Source organism: Vibrio sp. OY15, from assembly GCF_000742455.1.
GTDB classification, from domain to species: Bacteria; Pseudomonadota; Gammaproteobacteria; order Enterobacterales; family Vibrionaceae; genus Vibrio; species Vibrio alginolyticus.
This window is the reverse complement of sequence record NZ_JPIL01000009.1, coordinates 638,201-655,090: the sequence shown is the minus strand read 5'-3', so window position 1 is coordinate 655,090 and position 16,890 is coordinate 638,201. Positions and strand designations below refer to the sequence as shown.

The following is a 16,890-nucleotide window of genomic DNA, read 5'->3' as shown; positions in this document are numbered from 1 at the left end:
CATAATCAAGACACTGATTTTCACTTTTGGAAAGAGTCATTTTCCTTCCTCTTAGCAAGGTTTTTCCTACAATCCTATTCATCCAATTGCGCTGTCGCCTGACAGCACACTAGTTGATGTATTAGGTGAGGTTCACTTTGAATAATGTTCTTATTATCGACGCTCAACCATTGTATAGCGAAGCACTTGCTTCTCTAGTTGAATCTGTAATCAACGCAGCTGAAGTGATTCAAACCACTGACAGTGCGGAAGTGATGGATCTTGTCCGAGGCCAAAAGATTGATTTGATTATTCTAGACGTAGTGCTTGGCGATCGCGATGGTATGCGTTTAGCCAAAAACATTTTAGCGACGGGATATCGTGGCCGACTGTTATTTGTTTCTTCACGCGACTACTCGAGTCTTTCTAAAGCAGCGTACGAAATGGGTGCAAACGGCTTCTTAAGCAAACATGAAACAAGAGAGACCATTATCGACGCAATTGTGAGTGTTTCACGCGGTTACTCAATGTTTAAGTCGACTCACACACCATCGTCGGGTAACGTAACACTCTCAAATCGCGAAGCCATGGTGTTCCATTATCTTGTACAAGGCTACTCAAATAAGAAGATTTCTGAACAACTTTCACTCAGCGCTAAAACAATCAGCACCTACAAAACGCGTATTCTGAAAAAGTACCATGCGGACACGTTGATTGAACTTCTGCATACTATTCCTCAGTCAGAAAACATTGAGTTTTGCCGCTAAGCGCTCATGTATTTTGCAATAGCACCGATTAACAACTGGTGCATTGCATCATGTCTTAAGCTTTGCTTCACCTGTACAACCACTTTTGGCCAGCCATCTGGGTAAAAATGCTCTGGCACTCTTATAAATTTATATCCATCAATTGGCGCCTGATATTCAAGTAACACGGTTGCGGCGCTTTTTTGCTTAATTAGCTTCAATACGCTGCTTACGTTGTCTAGAGCCGCAATACGGTTGATGACCATACCGTGGCTTTCCATTGCACGCTTAACGAGCTGCTCTTTCTCTTTCCAACCGATAATCTCTAACATGATAAAGGGAAGTTTGGCTGCTTCTTCTAGGGTGGTAATTCCCAGCTCTTCAGGGACAACTACCACAGCAGGCGCATAGCCGATGAACTTCTGATAAACAGATTTCGGAACATCCTCGTTGAAGTAATGTAACTGCGCATCCACTTTGCCTAGGATTATCTCTTCTATCGTATACTCTGTAATCGTTGCTATCGAAATGTGCGCCTTGGGAAACAGCACCATTAAATCCATTGCAAGTAAATGCCCAAATGAGTATTGAGCGGTTTGCGGTAAACAAATGGTGATGTCTTTTTCGTAATTTTCCGGTTCAAACTCATCTCTAATTAGACAAGTTTCAAGCTTCTCGAGTGCATCGGAAATTTTAGGTAATTGACGTTTTAAATAGTCCGTCGGTTCCATGTGGTGAGGATGCCGAATAAACAATTCATCGTTTAGCTGGAGTCGCAATCGGGCAAGGTATTTGCTAATTGACGCTTCGCTCTTCCCCATCGCTTTCGCAACGGGCTTGAGCTGACGGTGCTTATCCAGTAAGACAAGTATTTTAAGTAAGTTTAAGTCGAGATCTTTGTTCACGTGCTACACCAAATGTAAGGTCGAGAATAAATAGAGCAATCACTATTTGTTGACTGCTCTAATATAAAAGACCACTCATTCTGTTTGGTCAAATTAATCAAACAGTTATGTCATGGTTATGTTCCGTAACTTAACATTGAGTCAATACTAGCGCTGCTTAATGGGACTTTTGTCTGTGTTTTTTCATCTCATAGAGATCTTCATCTGCACGTACAATAACGTCCTGAAGCGTTTCGTGTAATTCATTCGCCGCGATACCAGTACTCACACTAACTTCGATATCCAAGGTCTTTAGTCGGTTATCTTTAACGACACTACGAAGCTTCTTCGCCAATATTGAAGATTGACTGATACTGCAACCCGGCAGAATCGCAACAAACTCATCACCACCAGTTCGAACTAGATAATCACTATTTCGAAACACTTTAGACATAGCATCAGCAATAGTCCCAATAACTTCGTCCCCTACATGGTGACCGTAATGGTCATTGATTCGCTTGATCCTATCGCCATCTATTACAATGACAGAATATGGCGCGGTTTCCAAACGACGTTTGAATTCGCTATCTTGAAAGACTCTGCGGTTAAACAATCCCGTTAAATCATCTTTCGTCACGTTCGTCAGTGCTTTCGCAAGGCGAAGTTTGCTCTCTTTAGATTCATAAGCTTTGTTGTAATACGCTAAGGTTACGAAAAAGAAGATGATAAACAAGAACACGTAATCCAATACAATTTTACTAAATGGGTACATGTAAACGATAAGATTGTTGTTGTCTGCGACATATGATTGGGTGTACGCGAATGATGGAAAGGGGTAGCCAGCGAAATAAATCACCATTTGCTTGTTCCCATTCGCTATTTGAACATCTACCGCTTTCCCATCATTATAAAGCGGCGAGAGGTATAATTGTTCCGAGAACTCTCCCACTAACTCACCTTGAAAGTAAACCGGACTCATGATGCTTATCGCCATGTCATCGGAGTATGTCGTTTTAAATGGTAGGGAAAACAATACCCGGTCCGTTAGTTGCTCTTTCCACGCGGCTAACACACAAGAATAATTACTTTTACACCAATCAACATCAAATGTGGCTTTCACTCCCTCTAACGCTTCAATCGGTCTCTCTAAGATGAGTTTGTTTCCAGTATAAGAACGAAAATACATAACGGCATTTTGTCGATTGAACGCATTTGATAAATACGCTTCAGCCTGATGAAGCGATTTCCGTGCAACAACTTCAACGTAATTGAGTTTTTCATAAGGTGACAGGGAGTAAATCGCATCTTGAAAGCTTAGCTCTGTTTGCGCTTCTACTTCACTCACGCTCATGTCTTTGTATTGCTCGAGCTGCGCTTCCGTCAATAGCCCCATGAGAATCACTTTTTGTTTTATTTTGGCTAAATTATTCGCGTAAGTGTTGAACTGCTTTACTTCATAAGAAATTAACACCGCACCAATCATTGTGACAGAAGTGACGAATAGTAATGTTGCGATGAAAAGAGACAACGCGATACTTTTAAGTGTCATGATGCGGTCTTACGCCCCCGCCACTCTTGTTAGCTCAACAATGTTCTTTACGTTAAATTTATCCAATAGACGACGTTTGTATGTGCTGACTGTTTTGTCACTTATTGATAGCACTGAAGCGATTTCTCGATTGGACTTTCCTTGTAATAAATACTTCATTACTGCGCTTTCTCTGCTTGAAAGTTGTGGCATTTCTCGAACGCTATTAACAACTTGCTTAAATTTGAAGAAGGTATACCCCTTCTCTACCGCTTCTATCGCGTCTTTAAGAATGTCGTGATTTTCCGATTTACACACATAGCCATCAGCGCCAGAACGAAAAGCCATTTGGCTGTACATTTGGCTAGTTTCAGCGGAGAAGAAAATGACTTTGCCTTCATAACCATGGGATTTGATACGTTTGTAGAAATCAAACCCATCGCAATCTGCCAAGTTCACATCTAAGATCAACAGTTGAATTTCTTCCTTTTTCAATATTTGTAATGCCATCTTCGCTGATGTTGCAGTAAACACCCCATTTGTTTTACCTAACTCTTGCAGCAACGACTTGATTGCAACACAAACGAGAGGATGATCGTCAAAGATCAAGTAATTCAATTTATTCATATCTTTCATTTAGTATGGTTATGGCTTCTAGTGGCATGGGTTTATCAATGTAGAAGCCTTGGCAAAGATCAATGCCATACTCACGTATCGCTTGCAGTGTGACTTCGTCTTCAATACCTTCCGCGACCAATCGTATATTCAAACTTTTCGCTAACGCGCAAATAGCAACAACGATGTTGCGTTTTTTGATGTCGCATTCGACACCTTGTACAAACGAACGATCGATTTTTAACTCGTTGAATGGCAGTTGAGCCAGTTTTTCAAACGTTGATGAACCCGTGCCAAAATCATCTATTGAGACAGTGACACCGTTCATCCTCAACTTGAGTAAATTCTTGTACAGGGACGCGCTAGTCTGAAATGTATCTCGCTCTGTAATTTCAATGGTGATTTGTGATGGGTCAATCTCGCTCTCTAAACATTGCTGTAAAAAGTAATGAGAGAACGCCGTATCTTCTAAATTTTCATGGTCTACATTGATGGATACGTTTTGCGTCAATCCGCGGTGTTTCATGTCATAGATAACATTACTCAATACAGCTTGAAACAACTCTCCTGAAAGGCGGCAACGCTCTACAATTGGCAAAAAATAATGAGGGGGTAACACACCATAAATAGGATGATTCCAACGCGCGAGCGCTTCATACCCAAGCACTTCCCCACTTTGCACATCGACTAAAGGCTGGTAATAATTTTTCACTCGCCCTTCAGCCAGAGCAAACAGGAATTCTTGATCTTCTACTTCAATAGGTTGAGCAAAGCTGACTTGTTTCGCTTTTTCATCTTTTATTTTACCCAACAAATCAACGACTTCATTTTCATCGTATGGCTTAGGCAGCTTCCCCAATACTTCAAAACTAAATCCCTCGCACATGGCTCTTACCGCAGAAATAATGGTCAATTCCATTGCACTGACCAGTACAACTTGCCCCTGGTACTGGACTTCATCGAGCATTTCCATCATATCGATACCGTCTTTTCCGGGCATTTGGATATCACAAAAAATTACGTCAAAATGTTGTTCCTGCACACTCTGAATAGCAGCATCCACACAGTTAAAAGGGATGACTTGCGCGCAATAGCGATCCAATATTTGCGAAAGTATTGTGGTTTGTAGCGGATGGTCATCAATCACCATCACATTAAGTTGTGTATTCATTTGTCTCTACCCAATAGTTTATGTTTTCGATCTCCTGCTCGATTCGTAAAATTAGCTCCGCTGTTCGCCTGTCAAACTCCGCAGCAGTAACTCGTTCTGCCTCAATACAAAGCTCAGCCAGCATGCTTACCCCTATCGCCCCAACCGCTCCTTTGATGCCATGAATGACCCGTTTTTTGTCTCGCTCAGTCGATGCGGCGTTTAAGTTTTTTATATCTGTAGACATTGATTGACTAAACACGCGCGCAATCTCTTTTGCGTCCTGTGCTTTGAACCGTTTAATCCAGCCGGGCAGCCTACCCCTCTCTTTTTCGCCAATAAATGGAATCAAAACGGTTTTTAATTGATTAAGGTCATAGGGCTTGTAGAGCACATCATCAATCCCGATATCCTGTGTGCGCTCAATGGCAAGACGAGCATCTTCTGCTGTCACACCGATGATTGGAATTGCTTTAAATTCGGAGTTTTTCACGTGCCTAACAAGCTCATAGCCATCCATTTCTGGCATATGAAAATCGGTCAGCAGCAACACAACGTTTTCATCTTGGTTGATGTATTCCCATGCTTCGCGGCCGTTATTCACAATGACAGGTTCGATTCCAAGTTCATGAAGCTGCATTGCTATCACACTTTGGTTAATGGGATTATCTTCTGCGACCAGTACCGTGCCGAGAACCCAAGAAACCACTTCTTGATTTACGTCACTAAGCTTGGTTTCTTGCTGCGTTTGGCTGAGCAAATTGAACAATGTATCTGGATATTGAATCTCTCTTAGCGTAAGACTGCCAAGTACCCTTTGTTCGTCACGCAGCATTAGGCCATTAAAACTGGCATCGCTGTCGTGTATAGGGTGAAGGTTCGCCACCATTGTTTTTAACGTCGCTGGACGCATTTTCCACGCGTTACACCACTGGCGAATATTAAGTGGTAAGCTCTCGCTATACGTCCAGTTCAAACAAACGTCTGGCTCAGAGTCGCAATGCTCAATTGGCAGTCTGACAGTAATCGTCGTGCCCAAGCCAAATTGTGAATCGAAGCAGAGCACGCCGCCCATGCAGTCGATCAATCGGTCAACAATGCTTAGCCCCAATCCAGTACCGCCATATTTAAGCGTAATAGTGTCATCCGCTTGAACAAAAGGATTGAGGATGCCTTCGAGTTGGTCATCCGTCATGCCGATACCTGAATCCGCCACTTTCAAAATAAGCTGCTTTTCATGAAGAATGACACTGATTCCAACTTCTCCTTCGGCAGTGAATTTCACCGCATTGGAGAGTAGATTGGTGGTAATTTGCACCAATCGCAGCGCGTCGATTTCAATGAAAGCATTCGAAAATGGTTTGATTGTCACTTTGTAATCCAAACCTTTCGCAAGCGCTCGTGGTTCAAAGCTTCGAAACACATCGCACAAGGTTTTAAGCAAGTCGGTCTTAACTGGGGCGACGGTTAAGTGCCCTGCCTCTAACTTTGAATAATCCAGTACTTCGTCTACTAGCGTATTCAAATGATTGAGCGAGCGTATGGCTTGGGCAATTAACTCGCGATTTGAATCTGCCGTCACTTGGCGATTTAGCAAATCGAGGATGCCGTGTGCTGCCGACAATGGCGTTCTTAATTCGTGACTCATGGTTGCCAAAAAGTTTTCGCGCGCACGTACCGCGGTTTGCGCTTCTTTTTGCGCATCGATTAACGCCTGCTCACGTTCTTTTTGCTGGGTAATATCTTGAATAACAGTCAGTACAAACTTGTTCTTACCGCTAGGAGAAGCGATGACTTTGCGTTCTCGATATACATGTTTAATATCAAGTTCACAGCCCGACGAGGCAACCTCTTCTGAAATACGCTTTCCAGCGATAACAGTGGTTAGTTCATCAAAATTATTCACCAGAGGAGCGTGCGCAGAATCACTTTTCAACTTACATTGTTGGCACTGTTTACTGTTGTAGTTGGCACAATTGCTCATCTCCATATGGTTATTTTCACTATGGATAAAAACCAAGCTATTGATCTCTTTGATGATGTCCATCAGCCATTGCTTTTCCGCTTCCTCATTGTCAGCATTAAATTCGGCTAACCTCACTTTAAGTCGCATGTGAGATAAGATGAAATACGCCGCAATTAACATGAGACAGAATATGAATGAACCAGCAACAACAAATGTAGCGATCTGCTCCGCGTCATAGCCATAAGTCAGTTTGAAGCTTCGGTGAGAACGCAGCAGTTTTTCGATCTCGTTAGAATCAATGGTTTCGATGATGCTGTTCAACATGTGTTGAAGTTGTGTATTGTGGTTTGCAACCGCAAATGCATTAGAGAACGTCAAAACGTCCTCCGCATTGATCACCAAGCCATCGACTTGATCTTGTGCAATCATGTTGTGAACGATGTCGTCAGGAATGTAAGCCACATCCAAAACGCCCGATTTCAAATCGGTAAGCAGCTTTTTCAAATCATCATAATGATCAACTTGGCCTTGCTGCCAAGTGCCCAAATGAACTAACCCTTGCTTTTTCAAAGTGAGCAGAATACCCGCTTCTTTCAGTGCAGATTTATCGCGCTTGCTCTGCTCCGCTTGGATAGCCACGTAATTACTGTGCATGAATGGTTTAGTGAACAACCAATCTGACTTAGGTAGCTCACCCACATAAGAGATGGGGACTATATCGGCATCAAATGCCGTTAATCCATTTGAAAGGCTCGACGTCGGCTTCACATACTTAAAGCTCAAGCCAGTACGAGACTGCAATAAGTCGACAAAATCTGGAAAGAAGCCATCTAACTCGCCCGTTTGCGAATCTCGGTAGAGAAACGGATAAGCTTCGTCACTGCTGCTGTAAGTTATCACTAGTTTGTTTTGATGATTACGTCGGTAATCTACCAATAACTTATCACTGATATGGTAAGGATTTTTCGAGGCGACGGAGCGAATGTTTTTTCCATTTTGCTCCCACTGAAGGATTTTGTTGATGTCATCGATCAGACTCTGTTTGTCCAACGAAGCGATAAAACTCACCTCTTCGTTTTTCAACCAACTGGGAATATCGACAACCCCTTTTACAATGTCATTCAAATCCAAATATTGGGTAATACCAACATAAGTGTAAATCAGCGCGTTCGCTTTACCTCGCTTAACTTCATTAAACGCCTCTAAACGTGTTTTAACATAATGTATCTTATCGATACCACGTTCAGTGAGGTTGTCACAATACACACTGCCCTCAACACACACCCATTTAAGATCACGCGCATCACTATCTCGGTAAGTGGCATTCCGATACCAAACAGCGATAGTGCTCGAAAAGAAAGGCATCGAAAACAAGAAACGCTTTTCTCTTGCTGCTGTTTTACTAAATCCAACCGCACCATCAATCTTCTTGCTTTCGACATCCGCAAGTAAAGACGGAATATGCTTGTAAGTCCGAAGTTCTAACTCATAATCCAAAGCTTTAGTAATGTTAGACAAATACTCAAGACTAATTCCGTACGAAGGACCAACGCTACCGTCAAACGAGTCTTTAGCTTCGTCTTGCGCAATAACACCAACGATGACCTTCGGTTTAGGACTCTGTTTGGCCGTTGAGCAAAAAGAACTCGCTAAAAAAATTAAGGCGACGGACGATACCGTAATACTTCTAAGAATACTGAGCATGACTGCTTCCTCTGAATGGAAGCTCAGACTAGTTTTTGTCAGATAAAAGTCAAACTTAGCTCAATAGTGAAATAAAAATAACACTCTGATATAAAAGCAAAAAACCAAGATTCGTCAGAACAATCTGACAACACAATCCACCTTTGACTACACAGCGTTTGCGTTCGGTCTCTCACCCAGACGGATATTCACTGCGAGTCGGTATACATAAGGGATGTGTGCTTTTAGGTTTGCACGCCATAGCTTTTTACTTTCATCTTGAATGATTCATCATCATTCCATGATAAACTGGCGTATTAACATGAAAGAAAGCTCAACTCCGCGGTTTCGAGCAGCTTGAAGTAAACACTGTTTTAGAAAATGCGTTCTAGTATTGTATTACTCAAGACTCACATTGCTACTTTTACAACCGCTGGAGCATTAGAAAAATTAAGGTATTAAATTCAAATGGTTAATAACTCAATCCAGTGGTTTCCTGGCCACATGCACAAAGCACGTAAAGAGATCGAAGAAGCAATCCCTCAAGTGGATGTGATCATCGAAGTACTGGATGCTCGTATTCCTTTCAGTAGTGAAAACCCTTTGATTTCTCAAATCCGTGGTGACAAACCTGTCGTTAAAGTTTTGAACAAACGTGATTTGGCCGATCCAGAATTAACTCAACTGTGGATTGAGCACTTGGAGCAAGAGCAACATGTAAAAGCAATGGCGATCACGACTTCTGAACCACAAGAAGTGCATCGAATCATGGAGCTTTGCCGCAAACTTGCCCCACACCGAGAAGAAATTGGTAAAAACATTCGCACCATGATCATGGGCATCCCAAACGTTGGAAAGTCGACGATCATTAACACCCTCGCAGGTCGAACAATCGCTGTAACAGGTAACCAACCCGCGGTTACACGTCGTCAACAACGTATCAACCTGCAAAATGGCATCGTATTATCTGATACTCCAGGGATTTTATGGCCAAAAGTGGAAAATCCACACAGTGGCTTCCGCCTTGCGGCTACTGGCGCGGTAAAAGATACAGCGATGGAATATGACGAAGTCGCATTCTATACCATTGAATACCTAGCAGCTCATTATGCAGACAAACTTAAAGAGCGTTATCAAATTGAAGAGCTTCCAGAATCAGATATCGAGATCATGGAAGAAATTGGTCGTCGCCGCGGTGCACTACGTGCAGGTGGACGTGTTGACTTGCACAAAGTATCAGAGATCTTATTGCACGAACTTCGTCAAGGCACTTTGGGCCAAATTACATTAGAACGCCCAGAAATGATCACTCAAGAGCTGATTGAAGTCGAGATTGAAACCGCCCGTAAAGAAGAAGAGAAAGCGAAGCGTAAAGAAGAGCGTCGTAAGCGCTATTTACGTAATAAGCGATAAGCTTGTCTCTTATCTACTCATGTTTCAAGGCGCGATTTTCGCGCCTTTTTTGTTATCTAATGCGCCCATTTTTTTCACTTTTCAAACTTTATATTCCTCATCCAAAATCCCAGATATGAAGCACGAAAAAACACCGCAAAATCGCCGTATAAACTTTAAGCACAAACTAGTTTAGACCCCGGGCCCCTATAGAGTTACAGCCACCATCCAACCCTCAAATGTCGAGTTTGCAAGGGTCTGCAAACTTATGCAACCTGGTTAGTGACACTCTCCCCAAAATCCGCAATATGAATAAGTGTCAGCGCTGGCGTTTTTCCATATGAAGAAGAGATTTATTATGAGTGAAACTATACAAAGCAAACCACTTCCCTCCTTTATCGAGGAACGCCTAGATTTTTATATTCAAGATCTAATCGAACCGAATGAGAACAAAAAACACCTTGTTCTTGGTAAACGCCCACCGTGTAATGCCGTTGTCCTGCAAAGCAATGATTACCTTGCACTGTCTCATAATAAGGAGATTCAAAACGCGCATCGTGATGCGATTTCCCAGCACGATGACAACGTCGTGATGTCCGCAATTTTCTTACAAGACGATGAATCGAAACCTGTATTTGAAACGCAACTAGCCAGTTTCGTTGGTATGCCTAGTTGTCTACTTTCTCAATCTGGTTGGGCTGCGAATGTCGGTTTATTGCAGACTATTTGTGCACCGAACATACCTGTGTACATTGATTTCTTTGCACATATGTCTTTGTGGGAAGGCGCACGTATTGCCGGAGCACAAATTCATCCGTTCATGCATAACAACACCAGTCACCTAAGAAAGCAGATTTCACGTCACGGTTCAGGGATCATTGTTGTGGATTCGGTTTACAGCACTATCGGGACCATCGCTCCTCTACGTGATATCTACGAAATAGCACAGGAGTTTGACTGCGGCCTGGTTGTAGATGAATCACACTCTTTAGGTACACACGGTCCACAAGGTGCGGGGATACTGCAGGGTCTTGGCTTAACTCATAAGGTAGATTTTATTACCGTTAGTCTTGCCAAGACATTTGCTTATCGTGCTGGCGCGATTTTAGGCCCAGAAAAACTGGCGAAGACGCTTCCGTTTGTGGCGTACCCTGCAATATTTAGTTCTACCGTATTACCGCAAGAGATCATTCGGCTAGAGAAAACACTGGACGTCATAAGAAAATCAGATGATAAGCGAGATATTCTGTTTGAAAGAGCCAAGTCTTTAGCCGTTGGTTTAAAACGCATTGGATTTACTATTCGCAGTGAATCACAAATTATCGCATTAGAATGTGGTAACGAGAGAAACACTGAGCGAGTCCGCGACTTTCTCGAAGAGCGAAATGTTTACGGCGCAGTGTTTTGCCGCCCTGCAACTGGAAGGAACAAAAACATCATCCGTTTTTCAGTCAATGCAGACATGACAGCTGCTGAAGTTGATCATGTACTCACTGTCTGCCAACAAGCATTTGCACACCCTGACTTAGAGTTTGTGTAAGTTAGTGTGTAGATAAAACTAAAGAGCTCAACAGTTTTGCTGAGCTCTTTATTCGTATTATTCGTTGTGAGCAACTCGCCTCAAGAAAACAAGTCGCGAATGATTAGATCCAGTTTGCGATTTTATCGAACAAACGATTTTTATCCGCCGGTTTTACGATGAAGTCAGACATACCCGAAGACCCAATTTTGTCCAACGTGACAGGTGAACTATCCCCTGTATGTGCAATAATAGGTACCGACGCATAGTTTTTATCCGAGCTTCGAATTCGCCTAGACGCTTCTACACCATCCATAATTGGCATTTCGATATCCATCAGAATGAGATCAACATCTTCTTGCTCTAGTGTATCCAGAGCCTGCTGCCCGTCTTCTTTCTGAATCACTTCAAAGCCTTGCTTTTCAAGTAACATTGCCGTGAATTTACGCAAAGATTCATTATCATCCACGACCATAATTGTGCGCTTATTTGAATTATCTAACGTCACCGAGGCCGTTGGTGTCGATACATAGCTTGAATCATATAAGAGACGCTCAATAGTTGGTTTAGTATTCAATAACCAGGCTTGCGTTTCGATCCAAATAGGTTCATATGCAGCCTTACGTGCTCTCTGAGTCGGATGATGCTCAAAAAGATAAACTATGCGTGCTTCAGTGAAAGACAAGAGAGATTCTAATCTATCCAATTGGTTTGCTCTTGGATCTAAGCTCTCAAGATCGATAAAAATCAGATCGAATTCGAACTCGTACTCTTTCTTTTTGAGTACTTGGTTGGCATCTAAAATCGTCGAGTCAAAGCCCATAAAACGGCTAATATCTGTTACTTTAGACACCAAGATATCTTGGCTAGTCACCGTTAGAATGGTTTTGAGTTTAGTCAGATCGTTTTTGATTTCAGTAACGGTATCAGATGTCGTTAGTGGGAAAGTTAACGTAAATTGAGACCACTCCCCTAACTGAGATTGACACTCAATGTTCCCCCCAAATGAACGCATGACTTTTTTACAAAACGGTAGACCCAAACCATAACTTCCTGATTTGCCAGTGGTGTAAAAGTCTTGAAAGATATTGCGTAGAACATCAGGAGCAATGCCAGCACCATTATCGGTTACAACAATTTGATTAAAGCGTTCTGAACTTATCATGGATACATGTATGTGAAAATCTTCAGATTTACGGTGATGGAAGGCATTCTTGAAGAGGTTATACATAACGTATTTAAGTAATGTATCACTACCTAGAAACTCAAACTCACTTCTCGCATCCAGCGATATGGCAAATCGATCAGTGGCACGTTTATAACTGAAGCTTTCAATTGCCTGTTCAACGACCGAGTGAACTGAATATTTTTTGAAGCTAGAACGAGAAACTCGATTTTCATCAATAGAAGTCAGCAATAAATCGATGGTTTCATTACCCGATTGGATAATGTTCATTGCATCCTGACTCACTTCACGTAATAAGGTGACATCCTCTACACTCATGACGTACTGCTCTTTTCCTGCCTCTTTCATGTTGGGCAAGATCGACTGGATAACATCTATTGAAGTGCAAAGCCCACTCAACGGGTTACGCATTTCATGTGCGATCCCTGCCCCGAATGATTTTGCCAGCGAGACTTTCGCTTCATGTTCAACTTGGTTACGAAAATAGAACAAATTACCGAAGACATAAATAAACAGAAAGATTGGCACATGAGTCCAATCCATGGTCAAGTCAAGATGGAACCCTTTTGCAACCCAAGCGAAGAATGTTGCTAAACCTATCCCAGCAAAGGTTTGAGCAAACATGACCCTAGTAACATGAACCAGTAAAATGTGTAAGAAAATTGCAGACATAAACGACATAACCCATACATTGGACCAGTCATTCATCAGTAACATATAAAAAAAGAAAAACGGTAAGCACAGCGTTATCGTCACTTGGTAGTAAATAGGAACATAATCTCTCCAAGTCGATGATAAGCGGTTTCTAAAAATGATGCCGAAAAACAATAACGAGCAAAACAATCTAAGAGGTAAATTTTCATAAGCCTGTGGAAAGGCAAACTCCCAGACAAAGTAGTACAGCGGAAAGCCAAGAAACCCCATCCAGCCAACGAGAGTTAGGTTTGGTTCTGCATATTGATAAACCTTACGTATCGAGTCCATATAATCTGTTTTGCTTACTCCGCCTGACGCACAATAGTGTGATTTTGATTCACTTTTATCGTTTTATTATTAACTAATTATATATTAATCATCATTTATAAGCAGCGCGAAATGACGTAAACAGCTCGCAATACTTATCTTTAGTTTCAATCTTTTAAGACAGCTACACTTGATTTACAACCAAATAAACAAAGTTGCATATAGTTTAGTGCAATTTTGCGATAATCGCTCTGTATCCAATTGGATGTTAATCTCATTTTGTGTAAGAAACTTAAGTCGCGCCTTTGGCACGACTTTCCAACGATTCAAAAACAGCACTCACCGCATATAGCGTGGTGAAGAACAATTGGCTTGGGGTGTGTTATGAATTCTGTCCAGATAAAAAATGTCATTTTTGATGTAGGTAATGTGTTGGTACGCTGGTCTCCAGTAGAAATCGTTCGCTTAACATTTGGTGGTTCCGTAGAATCAGAGAAAATGGCTCAGATGCTATTTTCATCACAAATCTGGAAAGATTTAAATAAAGGGACGATCTCCGAAAGGGAAGCAAAACAGCGTTATCAACGTGAACACCAAGTAACGACGGAAGAAATGGACCGCTTCTTTTATTATGTAAAACACACTCAAATATTACTTTACGGCAGTATAGAGCTGTTAAAACGAGTAAAAAGAGCCGGATATGGCGTATATGCGCTCACAGACAACATCAACGAAATTGTGGAACATCTTCGTACTACCTATGAGTTTTGGCCACTGTTTGATGGAGCAATCATCTCTTCTGAAGTTCAATTACTAAAACCACAAGCGGAGATCTACCAAACTCTACTTTCAAAGTATCAGCTTAACCCCGAAGAGACAGTATTTCTTGATGACATGCCTTACAATGTTGAAGGTGCCCGAGCAGTTGGCATGGCTGCTATTCAGTTTGAAAATGCTCAGCAATGTGAGCTCGAACTAAAAGCCATGGGGGTTAACTTCTAGAAAGCTTTCAATAAAACATAACGTTAGGGTGCATAAACAAAAAAGAGCAGTGTTGAGACTGCTCTTATCTAATGTTTTAGAACGCTAGGTTAGGAGTAAATCACGTTTTCCTCAATCCCACTAACTAATGACTGGGCGTTCTTCCAACGGAATACTTTTTCTAACACCTCTTTGCCATCAGGTGCGCGCCAAGTTCGCTCTTGATCCTCTTGACCACCAATGTGGCGATAGAATTCAATCGCAGAAATGTTTTGCGACACAACTTCTAAATAAAGACCTGTGTCTTTAAAGTACTGCTGTTGCCATTCTGCGACAGCAAGTAATAGCTGCTTACCAATCCCACGACCACGGTAACTGTCATCAACATGCAATGCGTCAATAAAGGTTCCACGCTCGAAATCATGGTTGCCGAACACACAAACAAAGCCAAGTAGCAAACCTCCCTCCTCCGCCAAGACAATGTGCTGATTGAATGGTGGGTTGGTCAAACGGGTTTGCCAAATCAGTAGTTTGTCGTCAATCGCTTCTTTCTCAAGATAGTTATCACTAAGAATGCCACGGTAATGACGCTTCCAGCTATCCGCATGAAGATGCGCAATGCGCTCGTAGTCCTTATATTCCGCTAATCGTAAATCCATTACGTATTCCTATTTTCTTACATTTTTGCTTCTTTATAGAGTCTCGGTATATTCCACCTTTATAACACTTGTTTCTTGGCAGATTTTATACACCTTAAGCCAGAGCTCATTTTTTAATACTACTCATTATTCAATTAAAAGCAAAATATCCCATCAAGTTCCTTAATCTACACCCAAAGGAATAGTCACATTTGTCTAACTTTAATTTGACTTACATGTGTACGCTGATATTCTGGCGAACAGTTGTTAGCTCAAAGTTAGGGATACACCTGTGACTCAAAACAAACCACCTGTTATCTGGTTGAATACATTAATATTTTCTGCCAGTTTTGTTCTAACTTTTATTGTAATGCCTTGGTATGCATATCATTTTGGACTGGGTTGGGAACATCTAATTTGGGGAGTGATTGCATTTAGTTTTACTAACCTTTCTATTACAGCAGGCTATCATCGTCTCTGGAGCCACAAAACATACGAAGCTCATCCTATTTTGCGCGCCATTTTTGCGATTGGAGGAGCATTTTCTTTGCAAAATAGTGCATTACATTGGTCTTCTGATCATCGTGTGCATCACAAACATGTCGACAATAACGATAAAGATCCGTACTCAGCCAAGCGGGGTTTTTGGTATTCTCACATTGGGTGGATGTTACGTGATTACAATAAATCAAAGGAAAACGAATATACAAACTGCCGTGACCTAAAGCGCGATAAAATCGTCATGTGGCAGCATAAGTATTATGTTCCACTTGCCCTACTGACTAATATTGGTTTCCCAGTAATACTAGGACTGATATACGGTGATATCTGGGGGATGTTATTGGTCGTTGGTGCAGCTCGACTCTTTATGAGTCACCATACAACTTTTTTCATTAACTCCCTCGCACATATTTGGGGTAAGCAAACTTTCACAGACAAAAACACTGCTCGCGATAATGGTGTACTCGCCTTTTTCACATTTGGAGAGGGTTACCATAATTTCCATCATATTTTCGAGAATGACTATCGCAATGGCGTGTATTGGTGGCATTACGACCCAACGAAGTGGTTGATAAAGTCATGTTCTTGGCTAGGACTCACATCTAAGTTGCGCACAACGCCTACATTTAGAATTGAAAAAGCCCGTGCGAGTCAACTTTTGAAGAAAGCAAGAGAAAAGCTAGAATCGAAACCGAACACGCAAACGATCCTCGATCAGCTACAGCACGAGTTTGATACTCTAGTTCATCACATGCAGGAATACTACGAGATGCGCAAAGAAGTACTCGGTGCCAAAACTGCCAGTGTGGTAAAAAAATACGAATGTTCTGTAACAAAAATGAAGTATCAGCAAATTAAAGCAGAGTTCGAACGGCAGCAGCGTAGTTGGAACCTTATGGTTCGTCGATACGCATAGTTTATCCTCATTCTTACGATTACTTAGCTTCGCTTCGGCGAAGCTTTTTTGTTGTGAAGAGTGTTTTCCAATAATTGCTTATTGAGTAAAGTCTTTTTCCTATTGTGAATCAATTCACTCATTATTCATTCACTTTCCTAGTCATATTTTCCTTCCTATAAATAGCTTCAAACCAGCACATAACACTTAGAAAACCAAATTCCAACAATACAATCTAACGAAATTATTTATTAAATTATTATT

The 16,890-nt window shown here is 41.6% G+C and carries 12 protein-coding genes; 5 read left to right on the top strand and 7 right to left on the bottom strand.

Annotated elements, in window-relative coordinates; genetic code table 11:
• Positions 1–137: 137 nt before the first annotated feature.
• Positions 138–746, top strand: a complete 609-nt coding sequence (locus tag IJ23_RS13245; RefSeq protein WP_017821556.1) for a response regulator transcription factor — start codon at positions 138–140, stop codon at positions 744–746.
• On the opposite strand, the gene IJ23_RS13240 is transcribed toward IJ23_RS13245, so the two are convergent.
• From IJ23_RS13240 to IJ23_RS13220, 5 genes are all read right to left on the bottom strand, one after another.
• Positions 743–1,630 (bottom strand): LysR family transcriptional regulator, encoded by an 888-nt coding sequence (locus tag IJ23_RS13240; protein ID WP_033906494.1) that lies wholly within the window; start codon positions 1,628–1,630, stop codon positions 743–745. The two genes, IJ23_RS13245 and IJ23_RS13240, sit on opposite strands and share 4 nt — an antisense overlap.
• A 157-nt stretch (positions 1,631–1,787) precedes the next feature.
• A complete protein-coding gene (locus tag IJ23_RS13235; RefSeq protein WP_033906493.1) occupies positions 1,788–3,158 on the bottom strand; it encodes a GGDEF domain-containing protein in 1,371 nt (456 codons plus the stop codon).
• Positions 3,159–3,167: 9 nt separating this feature from the next.
• Entirely contained in the window at positions 3,168–3,764 is a 597-nt protein-coding gene (locus IJ23_RS13230) for a response regulator transcription factor (RefSeq protein ID WP_033906492.1), read from the bottom strand.
• Positions 3,757–4,923, bottom strand: coding sequence for an EAL domain-containing response regulator (locus IJ23_RS13225; protein ID WP_033906491.1), 1,167 nt, complete (start codon positions 4,921–4,923; stop codon positions 3,757–3,759). The genes IJ23_RS13230 and IJ23_RS13225 overlap by 8 nt, the downstream gene beginning before the upstream one ends.
• Positions 4,907–8,572, bottom strand: coding sequence for an ATP-binding protein (locus IJ23_RS13220; protein WP_033906490.1), 3,666 nt, complete (start codon positions 8,570–8,572; stop codon positions 4,907–4,909). The genes IJ23_RS13225 and IJ23_RS13220 overlap by 17 nt, the downstream gene beginning before the upstream one ends.
• 447 nt (positions 8,573–9,019) lie before the next feature.
• Between IJ23_RS13220 and ylqF the strand changes: the two genes are divergently transcribed.
• Positions 9,020–9,964 (top strand): ribosome biogenesis GTPase YlqF, encoded by a 945-nt coding sequence (gene ylqF, locus IJ23_RS13215; protein ID WP_005376521.1) that lies wholly within the window; start codon positions 9,020–9,022, stop codon positions 9,962–9,964.
• Positions 9,965–10,301: 337 nt separating this feature from the next.
• Positions 10,302–11,483 (top strand): alpha-hydroxyketone-type quorum-sensing autoinducer synthase, encoded by a 1,182-nt coding sequence (gene cqsA, locus IJ23_RS13210; protein ID WP_017635350.1) that lies wholly within the window; start codon positions 10,302–10,304, stop codon positions 11,481–11,483.
• 103 nt (positions 11,484–11,586) lie between these two features.
• On the opposite strand, the gene IJ23_RS13205 is transcribed toward cqsA, so the two are convergent.
• Positions 11,587–13,632 carry a hybrid sensor histidine kinase/response regulator gene (locus IJ23_RS13205; RefSeq protein WP_033906489.1) on the bottom strand — a complete coding sequence of 682 codons (2,046 nt, stop codon included), beginning with the start codon at positions 13,630–13,632 and terminating at the stop codon, positions 11,587–11,589.
• Between the two features lie 363 nt (positions 13,633–13,995).
• Here IJ23_RS13205 and IJ23_RS13200 point away from each other — a divergent pair, with 363 nt between their 5' ends.
• Complete coding sequence (locus tag IJ23_RS13200) at positions 13,996–14,613, top strand: HAD family hydrolase (protein ID WP_017635351.1); 618 nt, start codon at positions 13,996–13,998, stop codon at positions 14,611–14,613.
• A gap of 89 nt (positions 14,614–14,702) precedes the next feature.
• On the opposite strand, the gene IJ23_RS13195 is transcribed toward IJ23_RS13200, so the two are convergent.
• Entirely contained in the window at positions 14,703–15,251 is a 549-nt protein-coding gene (locus IJ23_RS13195) for a GNAT family N-acetyltransferase (RefSeq protein WP_005376525.1), read from the bottom strand.
• 271 nt (positions 15,252–15,522) lie between these two features.
• Here IJ23_RS13195 and IJ23_RS13190 point away from each other — a divergent pair, with 271 nt between their 5' ends.
• A complete protein-coding gene (locus IJ23_RS13190) occupies positions 15,523–16,647 on the top strand; it encodes an acyl-CoA desaturase (RefSeq protein WP_005376527.1) in 1,125 nt (374 codons plus the stop codon).
• The last annotated feature ends 243 nt before the right edge of the window (positions 16,648–16,890 follow it).

Bases quoted from the DNA above. Each gene is read 5' to 3' on its own strand.
- IJ23_RS13205 (WP_033906489.1), bottom strand. From the start codon at position 13,632: ATGGACTCGATACGTAAGGTTTATCAATATGCAGAACCAAACCTAACT.
- IJ23_RS13195 (WP_005376525.1), bottom strand. From the start codon at position 15,251: ATGGATTTACGATTAGCGGAATATAAGGACTACGAGCGCATTGCGCAT.
- IJ23_RS13200 (WP_017635351.1), top strand. From the start codon at position 13,996: ATGAATTCTGTCCAGATAAAAAATGTCATTTTTGATGTAGGTAATGTG.
- cqsA (WP_017635350.1), top strand. From the start codon at position 10,302: ATGAGTGAAACTATACAAAGCAAACCACTTCCCTCCTTTATCGAGGAA.
- ylqF (WP_005376521.1), top strand. From the start codon at position 9,020: ATGGTTAATAACTCAATCCAGTGGTTTCCTGGCCACATGCACAAAGCA.
- IJ23_RS13235 (WP_033906493.1), bottom strand. From the start codon at position 3,158: ATGACACTTAAAAGTATCGCGTTGTCTCTTTTCATCGCAACATTACTA.
- IJ23_RS13230 (WP_033906492.1), bottom strand. From the start codon at position 3,764: ATGAATAAATTGAATTACTTGATCTTTGACGATCATCCTCTCGTTTGT.
- IJ23_RS13225 (WP_033906491.1), bottom strand. From the start codon at position 4,923: ATGAATACACAACTTAATGTGATGGTGATTGATGACCATCCGCTACAA.
- IJ23_RS13220 (WP_033906490.1), bottom strand. From the start codon at position 8,572: ATGCTCAGTATTCTTAGAAGTATTACGGTATCGTCCGTCGCCTTAATT.